Raw genomic sequence first — 14,065 nt, 5'->3', positions numbered from 1 at the left:
CCTGTACTTCCATTGTAAAGGATTTTTTTGTGCGCTCATGAACTGAAATTTGAATATTGGGTGTATTTTGAATCTTGAAATAATATTAATGCAACACTAGTGTTTGTTTTCATAAATAAAAAAAGGTAAGATTTTCTCAAACCCAACTATTTATCGAAGGGAAGTAATGACATGCTGTTAGAACGAATTAAAACAGAAAACCCGCTTATTCACTGTATGACAAATGTGGTGGTTACAAACTTTACTGCGAACGGATTACTCGCACTCGGTGCTTCTCCTGTTATGGCGTATGCGAAAGAAGAAGCAGCCGACCTAGCCCAGGTGGCAGGCGGCCTATTATTAAACATAGGAACACTATCAACAGAAGAAGTAGAAGCAATGATCATAGCTGGAAAGGCAGCAAATCAAGCTGGAGTTCCGGTCGTATTAGATCCGGTTGGAGCAGGGGCGACGTCGTTTCGAACAGAAGCGAGTCTTAAGATCTTAAAAGAAGTAGATATTACCGTTATTCGTGGAAATGCTGGGGAAGTTGCATCTCTTGCAGGGATAGAAGCTTCTGTAAAAGGTGTTGACGGAGCGATGGAAGGTGATACGATAGAACTTGCTAAGCTTGCAGCAAAACAGTTTTCTTGTGTAGCAGTTGTGACAGGAGAAGTGGATGTGATAAGTGACGGTGTTCATGTCCAAACGGTCTACAACGGTCATCCATGGCTGACTAAAGTTGTTGGGACAGGCTGTTTACTTGGTGCAGTAGTAGCTGCGTTTATCTCGGTATCAAAAGACGATATTCCGAATGCTTGCAGGAAAGCAGCCGCTTATTACGGAATTGCCAGTGAACGTGCATTTGCTGAAACGAACGAACAAGGTATCGGTTCTTTTCAACAAGCATTTTTAAATCAATTAAACAAATTGACTGATGCGGATGTTAAACAATTAACGCGCACAGAAAAATAAACAAAAAGAAAGAGGCTTAACTATGAGAGGTACGTTTGAAATCGACGGCTTGCCGTCAATGTATCAGGAAGCATTATCGAAAATGGGAGTAAGCGAACCAACGGATATCCAAGCGAAAATGATTCCAGAAGCACTCCAAGGTCAATCCATTATCGCACGCTCGCAGACAGGTACAGGGAAAACACTTGCTTTCCTTCTGCCGGCTCTTGCAAAAATTAACAGCAAGGAAAAAGGGCTTCAAGTATTAATTCTTGCCCCAACTCAAGAGCTTGCGATGCAAATTGTTGAGGTAGCACGTGAACTAACGAAAGAGGCACCGATTGAAATTGGTTCATTTATAGGTGGTGCGAATGTTAAACGTCAATTAGAACGTCTAAAAAAGAAAAAGCCGCAGCTTGCCGTTGGGACACCAGGCCGAGTGCTGGAACTTGTAGACATGAAGAAATTGAAATTGCATGAGTTAAAAGTCGTTGCAGTTGATGAAGCAGATCGCATGCTAGGAGAGAAATCTTCATGGGATGCTTTTACGGAAATTGCAAAGCGTGCCGGCCGTGATCGTCAGTTCTTATTCGTATCCGCGACGTTACCCGATGACTTTGCTGATATGATCGCTTCATTTGCACCTTTTACAGTCGAGATGGAAGCCGAGGGGGGCCTGTTAGTCGATCATATTGAGCATTTGCTCATTCGCGTGGAAGCAAGAGAGCGAGTCGATATGGCTAGAAAGCTGATCCATGCTGAAAAAATTGAAAAAGGGATTGTATTTGTTAATCAGCTTGAAAAATTAGCTGAAACGACAGAAAAGCTCGTATACCGGAAAATTAAAGCTGCTTCACTTTCTTCAGACAGTACGAAGCAAGAACGTGAGAAGGCTCTAAATCAATTCCGCAAAGGTGACATTCACATTTTAGTAGCTACAGATATAGCGGCTAGAGGACTTGATGTTGATGATGTGACCCATATCATTCAATTAGATCCTCCTGCAAGTCCTGATAGTTATCTTCACCGAGCAGGACGTACAGGCAGAATGGGCAAAGAAGGCAAGGTCGTTACTTTCATTGAACGCAAAGATGAATATAAGGTTGAAAAGTACAAAAGAGAGCTTGGAATTGAGCTTGATGAACGATTTATTGCAGGCGGAGTATTAACTTCGGAAAAGCCCAAAACAGGTAAACGTTAATTAATCCATAAGCCATCTGACATGTCGTCAGATGGCTTATAAGGTGTTGTCTCATTTCTTGTTTTACGTTTCTATATAAACCTGTTAAGATAAGCAAAGATGTAAAATAAAAACTTTTTAAACGATGTTTTGCGTAAAGTCGCATCCTATGTTAATATTAAAAGGTTAATAAATAGTTAGGAGATGTATGTAGATGTCAAATTATGAAGTAGGCAGTATTGTAGAAGGTAAAGTAACAGGAATCAAGCCTTTTGGTGCGTTCGTAGCAATTGACGAGCAAAAACAAGGCTTAGTACACATTTCGGAGGTAGCTCACGGTTTCGTTAAAGATATCAATGATGTTCTTTCTGTAGGCGATGAAGTTAAAGTGAAAATCATGAACGTAGAAGAAAATTCTGGTAAGATTTCACTTTCTATCCGTGCTACACAAGAAGCTCCTGAGCGCCCAGCTCGTCCAGCTAAGCCTCGTAACACTGGCGGCGGTCAAGGCGGACGTAAGCCACAACAACAAAACAAACCTCAACAAGGTTTCAACACACTTGAAGATAAGCTTAAAGAATGGTTAAAGCAATCTAACGAAATTCAAGCTGATCTTAACAAGCGCGCTAAGAAGTAATTCTTGCCACCGAAGCATCCGGTTATACTGGATGCTTTTTTATTTTATATATTTGGAGGAAAGTATCATCTATTGGAGAATATAGTGAGGCATAGGAATTAAAAGAAGCACCTCAAATTAAGATTTGAGATGCTTAAGCCATTTTTATCGTTCTGTTTCTGGTACGCGTTCAAGTTCCTCATCAGGCTTGAACAGAATTGAAATACAATAAAGACCAGCTAGACCAACAAGCGCGTAAATTAAACGAGATAGGCCTGCAGCTTGTCCGCCAAAGATTGCCGCGACAAGGTCAAAACGGAAAAATCCGATCAGCCCCCAGTTAATTGCGCCGATAATCGCTAAAACAAGCGCTGTACGTTGAATACCACTCACACCATTCACCTCCTGCTATTAAGGATTTGCACAACCATCGATGTGAGGGTGTGCTTCCCTTTTAGAATGAGGATGTCAGTGGACAATTATTCACTTATACCGTTGCCTATTGTTAGGAGACAGTGTTAATTTATGGGAAATGGGATTTGAAGTCTGTTTCCTTTACATATGTCACGGTATTTGTTGATAATAATAGGTAAATCCCTATCAAGGAGGAATACATATGAATCCATTTGTTTTTAAAAATCCAACTAAATTAGTTTTCGGTAAAGGCCAGAATGAAGAATTAGCCAATGAAGTAAAGCGTTATGGCAAGAAAGTATTAGTGGTTTATGGCGGAGGCAGTATTAAACGAAACGGTTTGTACGATCACGTCATCAGTCAATTAAGTGAGATCAATGCCGAAGTGACGGAACTTGCAGGTGTTGAACCCAACCCGCGTTTAACGACGGTTCGAAAAGGAATTGAGCTGTGCCGTGAGAATGATATCGAGTTTATTTTAGCTGTAGGTGGCGGAAGTGTTATTGATGCAACAAAGGCGATCGCTGTCGGGGCTAAATATGATGGCGATATCTGGGATGTCATCACGAAAAAAGATACGCCGAGTTCAGCACTTCCTTTTGGAACAATCTTAACTCTTGCTGCGACTGGTTCAGAAATGAATGCAGGGTCCGTTATTACGAATTGGGAAACTAGCCAGAAAGTCGGCTGGGGAAGTCCATACTCATTCCCTACTTTCTCTATTTTAGATCCTAAAAATACATTATCTGTACCAGAAGACCAAACGATCTATGGCATGGTTGATATGATGAGTCATGTAATTGAAGCGTATTTCCATCATGCTGAGAATACACCGCTTCAAGATCGTATTATGGAGTCAATTTTATTAACAGTGATGGAAACAGCTCCGAAGCTGCTAGCTGACCTAAATAATATTGAACATCGCGAAACAATTCTATACTGTGGAACGATGGCTTTAAACGGCATTACTCAAATGGGGCTAAGAGGAGACTGGGCGACACATAATATTGAACATGCAGTGTCTGCGGTGTATGATATCCCGCATGCAGGCGGATTGGCGATTATTTTCCCTCACTGGATGCGCAATAGTCTTGATGAGAGAATCGAGCGGCATGTACAGCTTGCGACTAGAGTGCTCGGAGTTGACCCAGAAGGCAAATCTGATCGTGAATTTGCACTTGAAGGAATTGATAAATTATCAGCTTTCTGGACGGAGCTTGGTGCGCCAAATCGCTTAGCTGATTATGATATCGACGAATCACAAATTGACCGCATGGCTGGAATTGCAGTTGAAAACGGCGAATTCGGCAACTTTAGAAAATTAAATAAAGACGATGTGAAAAAGATTTTAACAGAAGCACTATAAGGTGAAGATAGACTTGGACTGAAGATTGTATTTAAGGGGTTTTTTGAACGAAGCAATTCCTTAGCTGAAGAAATATACGTAGACTCCAGTGGGATCCAAAGCAACGGTGAGACCGCGCAGGAAGCTCGAGGAGGCTCACCAGCTTCCCATGGAAAGCGAAGTATATTTTTGGAGCGGCGTGCTTCCTAAATTCCACTTTAACATTCTTCTTTCCAAGTCTTTTTTCTTTAAGCATGAATTAATTTTCCACTGGTTCCGCTTACATTTCTAGATGAACTTGATTCTTATACAGGCATTCGGTTAAAGTGAATAGTGAAATGAACGTAAATGATTAAGGAGGCATCACCTTCATGGAAAAAATTCAATTCGATTATTCAAAAGCACTGTCTTTTTTTGGACAACATGAAATTGATAACATGCAAGATGCTGTAACTGCAGCTCATGAAGCTCTACATAACGGAACAGGTGCAGGAAATGATTTTTTAGGTTGGATTGACCTGCCAACAGCGTATGATCGTGAGGAATTTTCACGCATTCAAGCAGCGGCTGAAAAAATTAAAAATGATTCCGACGTACTTCTTGTTGTTGGAATTGGGGGCTCATACCTTGGAGCACGTGCAACGATTGAAGCATTGAATCATTCTTTTTATAATGTATTGTCAAAAGAAGAACGTAAAGCGCCGCAAGTATTCTTTGTTGGAAACAATATTTCCTCAACGTATGTAAAAGATTTATTTGCTTTGCTTGAAGGTAAAGATGTGTCTGTGAATGTTATTTCAAAATCAGGGACAACGACAGAGCCAGCTATTGCTTTCCGTATTTTCCGTGAATTCCTAGAAAAGAAATACGGACAAGAAGAAGCGCGTCGGCGAATTTATGCAACAACTGACCGTGAGAAAGGAGCTCTAAAAACTCTTGCAAATGAAGAGGGATATGAGTCCTTTATCATTCCTGACGATGTTGGGGGACGTTTCTCTGTACTTACTGCAGTAGGACTTCTGCCAATCGCTGTGAGTGGTCTTGATATTGAAGCACTGATGAAAGGTGCTGCTGATGCAAGTGCTGACCTTTCTAATCCAGACCTTAAAGAAAATCAAGCATATCAATATGCTGCTGTACGTAATGCGTTTTACAATAAAGGCAAAACGATTGAACTGATGGTGAACTATGAACCGTCTCTACACTATGTATCAGAATGGTGGAAGCAGCTGTACGGAGAAAGTGAAGGAAAAGACGGAAAAGGAATTTTCCCTGCTTCTGTTGACTTTTCAACAGACCTGCACTCAATGGGGCAATATGTCCAAGACGGCCGTCGTGACTTATTTGAAACGGTATTGAATGTAGGGAAGGTTCGTGAAGAGATTAAGATTGAGGAAGCTGATAATGATCTTGATGGCTTGAACTACCTTGCAGGGGAAACGATGGATTTTGTGAACAAGAAAGCCTTTGAAGGGACAATGCTTGCTCATACTGATGGCGGAGTGCCAAACTTAATTGTCAATATCCCAGAACTAAACGAGTATCATTTCGGTTATTTAATTTATTTCTTTGAAAAAGCATGTGGCATCAGCGGCTACTTACTTGGAGTCAACCCGTTTGACCAGCCAGGAGTAGAAGCATATAAGAAGAACATGTTCGCTCTTCTTGGGAAGCCTGGCTTTGAAAAAGAAAAAGCTGAGCTAGAAAAACGCCTTAAATAAAGATTGTTGAGATCACGCTTTTGCGTGATCTTTTTTGTTTGCTCATTTTTCTTTCGGTCAAAGCACATACTAGTTGTACATTATCTATAAGAAAGGGTGGGGTGAATGATTGCTTTACAATCTGCTGTAGAAGGTAAAGAATTTAAACTTCAAGTATTAGAAGAAAAACTGAAACCGCTTGGCTATGTTATAGGAGGCGGCTGGGATTATGATCATGGATATTTTGATTATAAAATTGATGAAGAGGTAGGATATATTTTTTTACGACTGCCTTTTCAGCCGGTTGACGGAGAGTTAGGGGAAAGAGGGGTAAGTGTTTCATTAGGGCAGCCATTTCTTTTAAGTCATAAATTTCAAAAAGGACTTGATGATAATACAGATCCTCTAAATGGGTTGATTCCGATGACATACAACAGCATCTTTAACCAATTTCAAGAGCCGGTAGATAAAGACGCTAAAGTAGACAATAAATACATGACTGTTGCAAGGAGCTTAGTTCAAGAGCTTGAACTTACGTTATTGTACTAGCATGGAGCCTGTTAATTAATATTAATAAATCACCTTGCTGTATTACTGTGTCATGAGGCGGATGGAGTAAAACTTCCTCAGAACGTTTTACTCCAATTAATAAATCTCCTCTGTTGTATAATTCGCTTAATAAAGCAGCAAACGTTTTGTTTACATGTTCTTCCACGATAGGGCTGAATGTTAATTGAGTTCTTTCATTAAAAGTTAATAAGTCGTCTAGTACGTCACTCATATGATGGTATAACAGACTGTTTATCAGAACCGAACCTGTCAACGTAGTAGATTCCACAATTTCATCCGCGCCAGCCCTTTTAGCATTAGCAATTTGTTCAGTTGTTAACACTTCCACAATCGTATACACTTCTGGATGCTGAGATTTGACAGCCAATGTGGATAAAATTGAATGAGCATCTGATGAAAACTCACTACCTTGATGCTGCGCAGTAATAAGCACACTGCTTGCGAGCCCTATGTTTGCCTGTTTTAATGTAGCATCCTCACTGCTGTTTCCTCTAACGAAATGAATATGTCTTAATCCTTGAGGCAGCTCCTGCAACGTATCATCAATTAATACGATTGATGATTTAGGTTCTACCTTTTGCAAATTTTCAATTGCGTGCCTGCTCCGTTCGTTCCATCCGATAATAATAACGTGTCCATCACCCATAAATGTTAACATCCCTTCACGAAAAGCGTTTACAGTCGAGATCATTTTAGCGGCAAGTGAGGTGACAAACAGAGTCATAAACCCCACTCCTGAAAAAATTAAAATAATTCCTAAAACACGTCCGATTGTTGTTACTGGTACAAAGTCCCCGTAGCCAACTGTAGAGACAGTGACTAGCGCCCACCATACGGCATCAAACCAAGTAGGGAACACATCAGGTTCGATAAAGTGAATAATTAACCCAATCGTTGTGGCTAAAATGAAAACGATTGATATTAATCGAGCGACAATCGGAATACGTCCTACAAGAGCACGTAAAACAACTAACTCTAACATGGTCGACAACCACCGATCCCTTTTAAATTAATAGTAATCAGTATAACCACTCTCTTGTCCTAGCAATCGTATCTCTGCTAAGATGAATGTGGAATGTATGAAGAGGAGAGGGACATATGGTAACTGCTGTTATTTTTGGATTTGCTATATTTTGTGGCTGGCTTGTCTTCGATGTCACAAAGCACAAGAAACTCACGTTAGAAAATGTCATAAGTTCTCTCGTGGTTGGCGTAGTTGGGGCACTAGGCTGGTGGCTGTTAGATTTAATCTTTTAACATACAAAAAGGAGTATTTCTGATGAGAAATACTCCTTTTTGATCTTCTATACGAGCTGACCATTTACTTAACTGGAACGTTGGCCGCCTTTTTTGCCAATTTCAGCGAAGTGATCAGAACCATACTCTTGCTTAACTTTTTCGCCACCTTTACGGCCAGCTTCTTCATAACTCATATTCTGGCTGCTGCTGTTGTTGCTGTTGTTGCTATTGCTGTTATTGCTGTTATTGCTGTTATTGCTGTTATTGCTGTTATTGCTGTTGTTGTTGCTATTGTTATTGCTGTTGTTGTTGCTATTGCTGTTGTTGTTGCTATTGTTATTGCTGTTGTTGTTGCTATTGCTGTTGTTGTTGCTATTGTTATTGCTGTTGTTGTTGCTATTGTTATTGCTGTTATTGCTATTGCTATTGCCGCTATTGTTATTGCTGTTGTTGCTATTGCTGTTGCTGCTATTGTTATTGCTGTTGCTATTGTTGTTGCTATTGTTATTGCTATTGCTATTGCTGCTGTTGTTGCTGCTATTGCTGCTGTTGTTGCTGCTATTGCTGTTGTTGCTATTGTTATTGCTGTTTGCTGTTGTGCTGTTATTGTTATTACTGTTGCTATTATTTGATGATGTGGAGTTTTGGTTATTTGAATTTTCTCCACCCTTTTGACCGATCTCTTGGAAATGTTCTTTACCGTATTCTTGTTTCACTTTCTCTCCACCCATACGGCCTGCTTCCTCTCGACTCATCGTGTTACCGTTATTGTTGTTATTATTATTGTTATTGTTTGTAGCCATGTAAATCATCCTCCTAAAAAATTTTAGTGATGTTACACTCCCTGTTTACCAAAGTTAGAAATTTTTCAAACATATTTATTCTATAAAATTCTAATTTTGACATTTTTAGTCTAAAGGATCGCATCTTTTACCATATTTCAACAAATCGTATATCGCCATCATATCACTAGGATGGTCTTCTGAATATCTAGCCGGAAATAAGGCGAAGAAAATATAGTATATTGAAAAGTAAACAAAATTATAGAAGAAGATATGTGGTGCAAGAATGTCCATTAAAATTAAGCCGTTAACGATGAGAATGCTTATGAAGTTAAACAAAGAGCCACCAATAAATACTAACAAATGGCTGAATGTCGTATCATGTTTAAGTTCTTCGAATTGAAAAAAAGAATGCCAGAAATAAATTCTTCTAATTTCTATGGAGCCAAAAGAAAATATTTTTTTACCGGCACCTATAACGAATGTAACTTTTCCACCGAAAAGCCAGACGAAAAATACATGACCGGCTTGGTGTATGATAGTAATCAGCGGAAGGAGAATGAACAAAGAGACAAGTAAAATTGGGATGTCAGATAGTGTGAACATGAAAGTGTCACCTCCAAAATCATGATGCTCTTACTCACATTGCCAACTTATAACTAAAATAATCCTCTTTTTCTATGTAAATTATTGATTGCTATTAAAGAAAAAGTTGCTATAATAAAAACAAGTACCTTACATACGGGGCATTAGCTCAGCTGGGAGAGCGCTTCGCTGGCAGCGAAGAGGTCAGCGGTTCGAGCCCGCTATGCTCCATCTTTTTTTACAAACCGCGGTACAACAACGTTTCTTATACGAAGGCTTATACGGAGACTTGTCGCAACGAAGCGTTCCTAATTTAGGAGTGTTTCGCTACAACTAACGTTCATAGCCGCAATTATTAACGCTTTCCTTATAAAGGGAGGCGTTTTTTGTCGTGTCTAATCGCGCAGGTAAGTCGGTAAAAAATGAACGTTCAGGCATAGAGTGGCGAAAGTCTATTTACGATTTAGATGCGCTATTCGAAAAATACTACGACTCTAAAGTTGCGGAGGGGCGTGCAGAAGGGACGCTTAAGTCATACAGACGCGTTTATGGCGTTTTTAGCGAATATTTAACTAACAACGACGTCCAATTAGATATACGCGCCATAGAAACTGATACTGTGCGGGGCTTTGTGGCTTGGTTGCTTAGAGAACGTATTAGATGGGATGGCCATAAGCACAAACCGGAATACGTGCAAACAAAAGGGCTTTCTCCACGTTCGGTAAACGATCATATAAAGACTCTAAAAACATTCTTTTCGTTCTTAGTAGACGAAGATTTAGCAGACTTTAATCCTGTTAGCAAGGTAAAGAAAGTTCGCCAAATAGAGAAGGAAATAGATGTTTTAACTGTCGATGAGCTTAAAGCGTTAATGTCAGTTCCCTATCACCGGAAATATGCTGATTTTCGTGATTACGTAATTATGACTTTTTTGTTAGACACAATGTGCAGGATTAATGAAGTTTGTACGCTTAGAAAGCGAGACATAGATTTCAAAGACAATACCGTTCATATACGAGCAGAAATTACAAAGACACGAAAAGGCAGGCATGTGCCATTTCAGAAAAGAACAGCACGCTTATTAAAAGAGCTAATAAAAGAAGTAGATGTTTTTGATAGTGAATATATCTTCTTGTCTAACTATGGAGAGCAACTTGAGCCAAATCATTTTCGTAGTCGTCTGAAAGGCTTTGCGAAGAAAGCCGGGATAGAAAGGAACGTTCATCCGCATCTGTTTAGACATACCGGAGCGACAATGTTCTTAGAAGCTGGGGGTGACATTCGCCATTTGCAATTAATACTTGGTCACGCGGATCTTAGAATGACTACTCGTTATACCCATGTAAGCGGCAAGAGTATTGCGAAGCAACACGAGCAGTATTCACCTATTAACGGAGTTATTGGGAAGTTAAATAAAGAGAGAAAAATCTTGAGATAAAAAAAAGAGCGCTTCACCTACGAATGCACTAGACACTCATCGGTAAACCACTCAAGCCTATGTTTAGTTTATCGAAAAAATCCGGTCTAGTCAATACGCAACCGGTCTATCTATTTAACCGAACGTATATTCGTGTGATGCGCACTCAAACGGGAGGGCATCGCCATGCTATTAGCCGATAAAAATACATACGAAAAGCTCGCTACCTTTGCGAGTATAGCCGATCTTAATGCGGCCATTAAAGAACACCGCGACCAACACGCGGAACAACTTACACCAACTATTCGCGAAGTCCTAGACGTAATTGCGCGTCATTCATGCAAGTATCTAGGCGTCTCTTATCTGCGCAAGAATAAAATCGCTGAATTGATCGGTAAGTCACGGCGTACTGTTATCCGCGCATGTAACCGCCTTGAAGAACTCGGCATAATCGAACAGCACGAATTGAAGCGAGTTAAAGGTGATCGTCGCCAAGCTGCAAATGCTATCGTAATTAAGCCGATTAAAGTTGATGTCATGCCGGAATGTCACGCCAAAGAAGCTCCTACTAAAGCGCAATCTATTAATACATTAAAAGATACTGTCGCGCCTGCCAATACGTTAGCTCAAGCGTTGCCTAAGGAAGTCTACGAAGCGATGTCTCGTTATTTCGAAGCAGACGACATTTATAAGTATTACGGCATCCTATTGCGTGCTAAACGTTCAATTAGCCGTAGCGTAATGGTTGAAGATAATCCGGAGCCATTCGTAGAAGCGTTTAATGCGTCAATATTCAAGCATAAGCGCGGTAAGATAAATAACTTCGCAAATTACTTATACAACGCATTCCAAGCAGCTACGGCTCGCGCTATCCGTTTGCTAGGGCGTGAAAAGCTGGCCCATGATATGACGTGGCTTACGAGCTAATTTCCTTCTCTATGCGATCAAGTACGGAGTTTAATTCACGAAATATTTGTCGACCACTGAAGCGCATGACACGCCAGCCATTATTACGCAAAAAGGCGTCTCTACGTTTATCGCGTGCTTTCTGTTGCGGTGAGCTATGGAATGCCTTACCGTCAGCTTCAATCGCTAATTTGTGAGACACAAGTGCTATGTCTATGCGATATTTTCCGCATGGTACCTGTGTTAATGGCGAATAACCCCGAGCAAGTAAACCGTCATATAAGCGCCGTTCTATTGGTGATTCACATTTGTCGCGGGGCGTGTGTTGGCGCGGTTTGTATTGTCTTTCAGAAAGGAAGAATAGTAGTAAACAAAAGCCAATTAGTGCAAAGAAGATAGCGTATTCAATTATCATAAGCCAAAGTTAGAAGGATCCTGCCCTAAATTAATAAGCGCTTTCTTAACTTTTAACTCGGTCGCCATTTTCGGCCTATAGTCTTTATCGTTACACATTTTAGATATCGTACCACGACTAAGATTTGACTCTTTTTCTAAGTCTAATTGTGTTATTCCGTACTTATCAATTTTCTTTCCGAATTTGCTGCGCGGTTTTCCGATTCCGAACATTCAGGACACCTCCTTAAGTGTAAGTCTGTCCATAATGTCATTTTTTAAACTTCGGGCAACTTTATGACATAACGGACAAGCGATGCTTTGTATACTTTATCAAGGACGTCGACGAGGCGTCACACATCATGAGGAGGCTGATTATATGACGAAGCAACTAGCAGAAGAATTGGTGAAAGTATTAGCGGAGGGTAATTACAAAATTTATCTGACACCAGCTGGACGTCTCGCAATTACCGAACTATTGCACGAGAAAGGTACCGAGCAAGATGTATAGGCCGACAGTACGGTATGCAGACGTCTATAAAGATTACGTTGATGCGCTATTTAAAGCAACGACTCTCGATCGCAATCAAATAATACGGGCGGCATTGTTTAACGCTGCCCACTCGAATCTATTTAGTGAGCTGATACGTCCTTATTTACGCAAAGACGTCCCTCTCCCCCGCGCTGATTGGAGCGCATCGGACCACGGTTTATGGCTATCGCAAGGGCAGTCGGAAGAGAGGGGAGGCGGGGACGTCAATGGCGAACAGAAAATCAGACGAACGGAAGAAGCAACTAGACGTCAGCAACCGGAACAGGGACGAATTAGGCAGGTTCGCGAAAACGGCGGAATTAAAATTACCATCGGATAGACCGATCAAGCTCGTTAGAATTCGAGGCTCTTACAAGTCTTACGAGGTTAGGGAGCGTTGGTTTACAGATGAGGAGCGAGCTTTAATATATGGAATGCTGGCATTATTAGGGTGGTTGTTTATTTTATAAAAATTTACATTGAAAGAAATAAATGTATACGTTACATTGGTAATAGGACAATATTACTTATCGGAGGTGCCGACAATGGGCGCATTTAAGAATTGGTATACGAAACAGGACGCAAAGTATCAAGCGAAGAAGGCGGAAAATGCCGCAAAAGCTGAAACAGTTAAACTTAACGCTGAGCAGGCGCAGAAGGAGCACGAAGAATTTGCGGATAAAACGAAAGCTGTCGGTCGTAAAGTACAGCGCGTCGGTTGCGGGCTTACCTTCTTATTGACGTTCCCTATCGTCGGCTTACTGTTAGGTCCGATCGGCTTCGTGCTAGGCTTGGCGCTCGGCGGGCTACTGTTTGCAGCGATGGTTATGAGCGGAAAGAAAGCGAAAGCATAACGAAAAAAAACCTCCTGCAAAAATGCAAGAGGCACTACCGATCCTTCTAAAATCGATTCTTTATTATTATATTCTTGTTTTATATTAATGTCTACTAATATCAGTATAATCAAAATATTAGTGTGAAGTAATCAGAGTTATGTAATTCAATACAATAAGTTAAAAGTAGAGGGGTATTTATTAATGAAAAAGATTCTAGCCGCCTTCTTGTTATTATTTGCTCTTACAGCATGCGGCAGTAGTGAGCCGAGGCATGAAGTTACAGAGGATATGATTAACTACGCTACGGATTTAATGAAAGATAATGAACACGTAAGCGATGCTGCGGTGTCCGTTCAAGACGACAATCAAATTAACCTTGCTATAATAGCAGAAAACGCCGCAATCTCTGAAGAGTTGGCCAAAGAGCTATCAGATAGCTTTGTTCGCGCATTGTCTTCTCGAGCGGCTATGTTAACCGATTATGAAGCGCCAAGCAATGAATCTTTAGGCGGACTATGGGACGATTACCGAGTATTAGTTGGAGTATACGACGATTCGCAAAATGAAATCGTTCTCGGTCGATCTACAGCAGGTAAGATCGTGTGGTAAACAAAAAA

The 14,065-nt window shown here is 40.6% G+C and carries 19 protein-coding genes and 1 tRNA gene; 15 read left to right on the top strand and 5 right to left on the bottom strand.

Annotated elements, in window-relative coordinates; genetic code table 11:
* Window positions 1–171 precede the first annotated feature (171 nt).
* From thiM to yugI, 3 genes are all read left to right on the top strand, one after another.
* Window positions 172–954 (top strand): hydroxyethylthiazole kinase, encoded by a 783-nt coding sequence (gene thiM / locus BPOF4_RS16045; protein WP_012960261.1) that lies wholly within the window; start codon window positions 172–174, stop codon window positions 952–954.
* Between the two features lie 22 nt (window positions 955–976).
* Window positions 977–2,134: a DEAD/DEAH box helicase gene (locus BPOF4_RS16040; RefSeq protein ID WP_012960260.1), complete on the top strand. Its 1,158-nt coding sequence runs from the start codon at window positions 977–979 to the stop codon at window positions 2,132–2,134.
* A gap of 193 nt (window positions 2,135–2,327) precedes the next feature.
* Window positions 2,328–2,750: a S1 domain-containing post-transcriptional regulator GSP13 gene (gene yugI, locus BPOF4_RS16035; RefSeq protein WP_012960259.1), complete on the top strand. Its 423-nt coding sequence runs from the start codon at window positions 2,328–2,330 to the stop codon at window positions 2,748–2,750.
* A gap of 144 nt (window positions 2,751–2,894) precedes the next feature.
* On the opposite strand, the gene BPOF4_RS16030 is transcribed toward yugI, so the two are convergent.
* Window positions 2,895–3,122, bottom strand: a complete 228-nt coding sequence (locus BPOF4_RS16030; protein ID WP_012960258.1) for a DUF378 domain-containing protein — start codon at window positions 3,120–3,122, stop codon at window positions 2,895–2,897.
* A 223-nt stretch (window positions 3,123–3,345) separates the two neighbouring features.
* Between BPOF4_RS16030 and BPOF4_RS16025 the strand changes: the two genes are divergently transcribed.
* The 3 genes from BPOF4_RS16025 to BPOF4_RS16015 all read left to right on the top strand — a co-directional run bounded on the left by BPOF4_RS16025 (window position 3,346) and on the right by BPOF4_RS16015 (window position 6,737).
* The gene (locus tag BPOF4_RS16025) at window positions 3,346–4,509 is read left to right on the top strand and encodes an iron-containing alcohol dehydrogenase (RefSeq protein WP_012960257.1); all 1,164 of its coding nucleotides are present in this window, start codon (window positions 3,346–3,348) and stop codon (window positions 4,507–4,509) included.
* A gap of 350 nt (window positions 4,510–4,859) precedes the next feature.
* Window positions 4,860–6,209 (top strand): glucose-6-phosphate isomerase, encoded by a 1,350-nt coding sequence (locus BPOF4_RS16020; RefSeq protein WP_012960255.1) that lies wholly within the window; start codon window positions 4,860–4,862, stop codon window positions 6,207–6,209.
* Window positions 6,210–6,314: 105 nt separating this feature from the next.
* Window positions 6,315–6,737: a YugN-like family protein gene (locus BPOF4_RS16015; protein ID WP_012960254.1), complete on the top strand. Its 423-nt coding sequence runs from the start codon at window positions 6,315–6,317 to the stop codon at window positions 6,735–6,737.
* Here BPOF4_RS16015 and BPOF4_RS16010 read toward each other — a convergent pair.
* A complete protein-coding gene (locus tag BPOF4_RS16010; protein ID WP_012960253.1) occupies window positions 6,721–7,740 on the bottom strand; it encodes a potassium channel family protein in 1,020 nt (339 codons plus the stop codon). The genes BPOF4_RS16015 and BPOF4_RS16010 overlap by 17 nt on opposite strands.
* Before the next feature lie 116 nt (window positions 7,741–7,856).
* On the opposite strand from BPOF4_RS16010, the gene BPOF4_RS22500 reads away from it, so the two are divergent.
* Together BPOF4_RS22500 and BPOF4_RS22820 are read left to right on the top strand one after the other, a co-directional pair.
* On the top strand, window positions 7,857–8,015 hold the full coding sequence (locus BPOF4_RS22500) for a hypothetical protein (RefSeq protein WP_012960252.1): 159 nt from the start codon (window positions 7,857–7,859) through the stop codon (window positions 8,013–8,015).
* Between the two features lie 110 nt (window positions 8,016–8,125).
* Window positions 8,126–8,629 carry a hypothetical protein gene (locus BPOF4_RS22820; protein ID WP_158305580.1) on the top strand — a complete coding sequence of 168 codons (504 nt, stop codon included), beginning with the start codon at window positions 8,126–8,128 and terminating at the stop codon, window positions 8,627–8,629.
* Window positions 8,630–8,905: 276 nt separating this feature from the next.
* Here the strand turns inward: BPOF4_RS22820 and BPOF4_RS15995 are convergent, their stop codons facing one another.
* Window positions 8,906–9,385 (bottom strand): hypothetical protein, encoded by a 480-nt coding sequence (locus BPOF4_RS15995; protein WP_012960249.1) that lies wholly within the window; start codon window positions 9,383–9,385, stop codon window positions 8,906–8,908.
* Window positions 9,386–9,522: 137 nt separating this feature from the next.
* Here BPOF4_RS15995 and BPOF4_RS15990 point away from each other — a divergent pair.
* The 3 genes from BPOF4_RS15990 to BPOF4_RS15980 all read left to right on the top strand — a co-directional run bounded on the left by BPOF4_RS15990 (window position 9,523) and on the right by BPOF4_RS15980 (window position 11,708).
* Window positions 9,523–9,595, top strand: a tRNA-Ala gene (locus BPOF4_RS15990).
* Between the two features lie 160 nt (window positions 9,596–9,755).
* A complete protein-coding gene (locus BPOF4_RS15985) occupies window positions 9,756–10,802 on the top strand; it encodes a tyrosine-type recombinase/integrase (protein WP_012960248.1) in 1,047 nt (348 codons plus the stop codon).
* A gap of 165 nt (window positions 10,803–10,967) precedes the next feature.
* A complete protein-coding gene (locus BPOF4_RS15980; RefSeq protein ID WP_012960247.1) occupies window positions 10,968–11,708 on the top strand; it encodes a helix-turn-helix domain-containing protein in 741 nt (246 codons plus the stop codon).
* On the opposite strand, the gene BPOF4_RS15975 is transcribed toward BPOF4_RS15980, so the two are convergent.
* Window positions 11,698–12,102: an endonuclease domain-containing protein gene (locus BPOF4_RS15975; RefSeq protein WP_041822502.1), complete on the bottom strand. Its 405-nt coding sequence runs from the start codon at window positions 12,100–12,102 to the stop codon at window positions 11,698–11,700. The genes BPOF4_RS15980 and BPOF4_RS15975 overlap by 11 nt on opposite strands.
* Entirely contained in the window at window positions 12,099–12,314 is a 216-nt protein-coding gene (locus BPOF4_RS15970; RefSeq protein WP_012960245.1) for a helix-turn-helix domain-containing protein, read from the bottom strand. The genes BPOF4_RS15975 and BPOF4_RS15970 overlap by 4 nt, the downstream gene beginning before the upstream one ends.
* 145 nt (window positions 12,315–12,459) lie before the next feature.
* Here BPOF4_RS15970 and BPOF4_RS22815 point away from each other — a divergent pair, with 145 nt between their 5' ends.
* From BPOF4_RS22815 to BPOF4_RS15955, 4 genes are all read left to right on the top strand, one after another.
* Entirely contained in the window at window positions 12,460–12,591 is a 132-nt protein-coding gene (locus BPOF4_RS22815) for a hypothetical protein (RefSeq protein WP_012960244.1), read from the top strand.
* Window positions 12,584–12,952, top strand: coding sequence for a hypothetical protein (locus BPOF4_RS15965; RefSeq protein ID WP_012960243.1), 369 nt, complete (start codon window positions 12,584–12,586; stop codon window positions 12,950–12,952). The genes BPOF4_RS22815 and BPOF4_RS15965 overlap by 8 nt, the downstream gene beginning before the upstream one ends.
* Before the next feature lie 205 nt (window positions 12,953–13,157).
* Window positions 13,158–13,466 (top strand): hypothetical protein, encoded by a 309-nt coding sequence (locus BPOF4_RS15960; RefSeq protein ID WP_012960242.1) that lies wholly within the window; start codon window positions 13,158–13,160, stop codon window positions 13,464–13,466.
* A gap of 183 nt (window positions 13,467–13,649) precedes the next feature.
* Window positions 13,650–14,057: a hypothetical protein gene (locus tag BPOF4_RS15955; RefSeq protein ID WP_012960241.1), complete on the top strand. Its 408-nt coding sequence runs from the start codon at window positions 13,650–13,652 to the stop codon at window positions 14,055–14,057.
* Window positions 14,058–14,065 lie beyond the last annotated feature (8 nt).

This window comes from Alkalihalophilus pseudofirmus OF4, assembly GCF_000005825.2.
Lineage (GTDB): Bacteria > Bacillota > Bacilli > Bacillales > Bacillaceae_D > Alkalihalophilus > Alkalihalophilus pseudofirmus.
The sequence above is the reverse complement of the archived record's forward strand: the minus strand, read 5'-3'. Positions and strand labels throughout refer to the sequence as shown.

What these genes read in the sequence shown, in the direction of transcription:
- thiM (WP_012960261.1), top strand. Translation starts at nt 172, where the DNA reads ATGCTGTTAGAACGAATTAAAACAGAAAACCCGCTTATTCACTGTATG.
- BPOF4_RS16040 (WP_012960260.1), top strand. Translation starts at nt 977, where the DNA reads ATGAGAGGTACGTTTGAAATCGACGGCTTGCCGTCAATGTATCAGGAA.
- yugI (WP_012960259.1), top strand. Translation starts at nt 2,328, where the DNA reads ATGTCAAATTATGAAGTAGGCAGTATTGTAGAAGGTAAAGTAACAGGA.
- BPOF4_RS16025 (WP_012960257.1), top strand. Translation starts at nt 3,346, where the DNA reads ATGAATCCATTTGTTTTTAAAAATCCAACTAAATTAGTTTTCGGTAAA.
- BPOF4_RS16020 (WP_012960255.1), top strand. Translation starts at nt 4,860, where the DNA reads ATGGAAAAAATTCAATTCGATTATTCAAAAGCACTGTCTTTTTTTGGA.
- BPOF4_RS16015 (WP_012960254.1), top strand. Translation starts at nt 6,315, where the DNA reads ATGATTGCTTTACAATCTGCTGTAGAAGGTAAAGAATTTAAACTTCAA.
- BPOF4_RS16010 (WP_012960253.1), bottom strand. Translation starts at nt 7,740, where the DNA reads ATGTTAGAGTTAGTTGTTTTACGTGCTCTTGTAGGACGTATTCCGATT.
- BPOF4_RS22500 (WP_012960252.1), top strand. Translation starts at nt 7,857, where the DNA reads ATGGTAACTGCTGTTATTTTTGGATTTGCTATATTTTGTGGCTGGCTT.
- BPOF4_RS15995 (WP_012960249.1), bottom strand. Translation starts at nt 9,385, where the DNA reads ATGTTCACACTATCTGACATCCCAATTTTACTTGTCTCTTTGTTCATT.
- BPOF4_RS15980 (WP_012960247.1), top strand. Translation starts at nt 10,968, where the DNA reads ATGCTATTAGCCGATAAAAATACATACGAAAAGCTCGCTACCTTTGCG.
- BPOF4_RS15975 (WP_041822502.1), bottom strand. Translation starts at nt 12,102, where the DNA reads ATGATAATTGAATACGCTATCTTCTTTGCACTAATTGGCTTTTGTTTA.
- BPOF4_RS15970 (WP_012960245.1), bottom strand. Translation starts at nt 12,314, where the DNA reads ATGTTCGGAATCGGAAAACCGCGCAGCAAATTCGGAAAGAAAATTGAT.
- BPOF4_RS22815 (WP_012960244.1), top strand. Translation starts at nt 12,460, where the DNA reads ATGACGAAGCAACTAGCAGAAGAATTGGTGAAAGTATTAGCGGAGGGT.
- BPOF4_RS15965 (WP_012960243.1), top strand. Translation starts at nt 12,584, where the DNA reads ATGTATAGGCCGACAGTACGGTATGCAGACGTCTATAAAGATTACGTT.
- BPOF4_RS15960 (WP_012960242.1), top strand. Translation starts at nt 13,158, where the DNA reads ATGGGCGCATTTAAGAATTGGTATACGAAACAGGACGCAAAGTATCAA.
- BPOF4_RS15955 (WP_012960241.1), top strand. Translation starts at nt 13,650, where the DNA reads ATGAAAAAGATTCTAGCCGCCTTCTTGTTATTATTTGCTCTTACAGCA.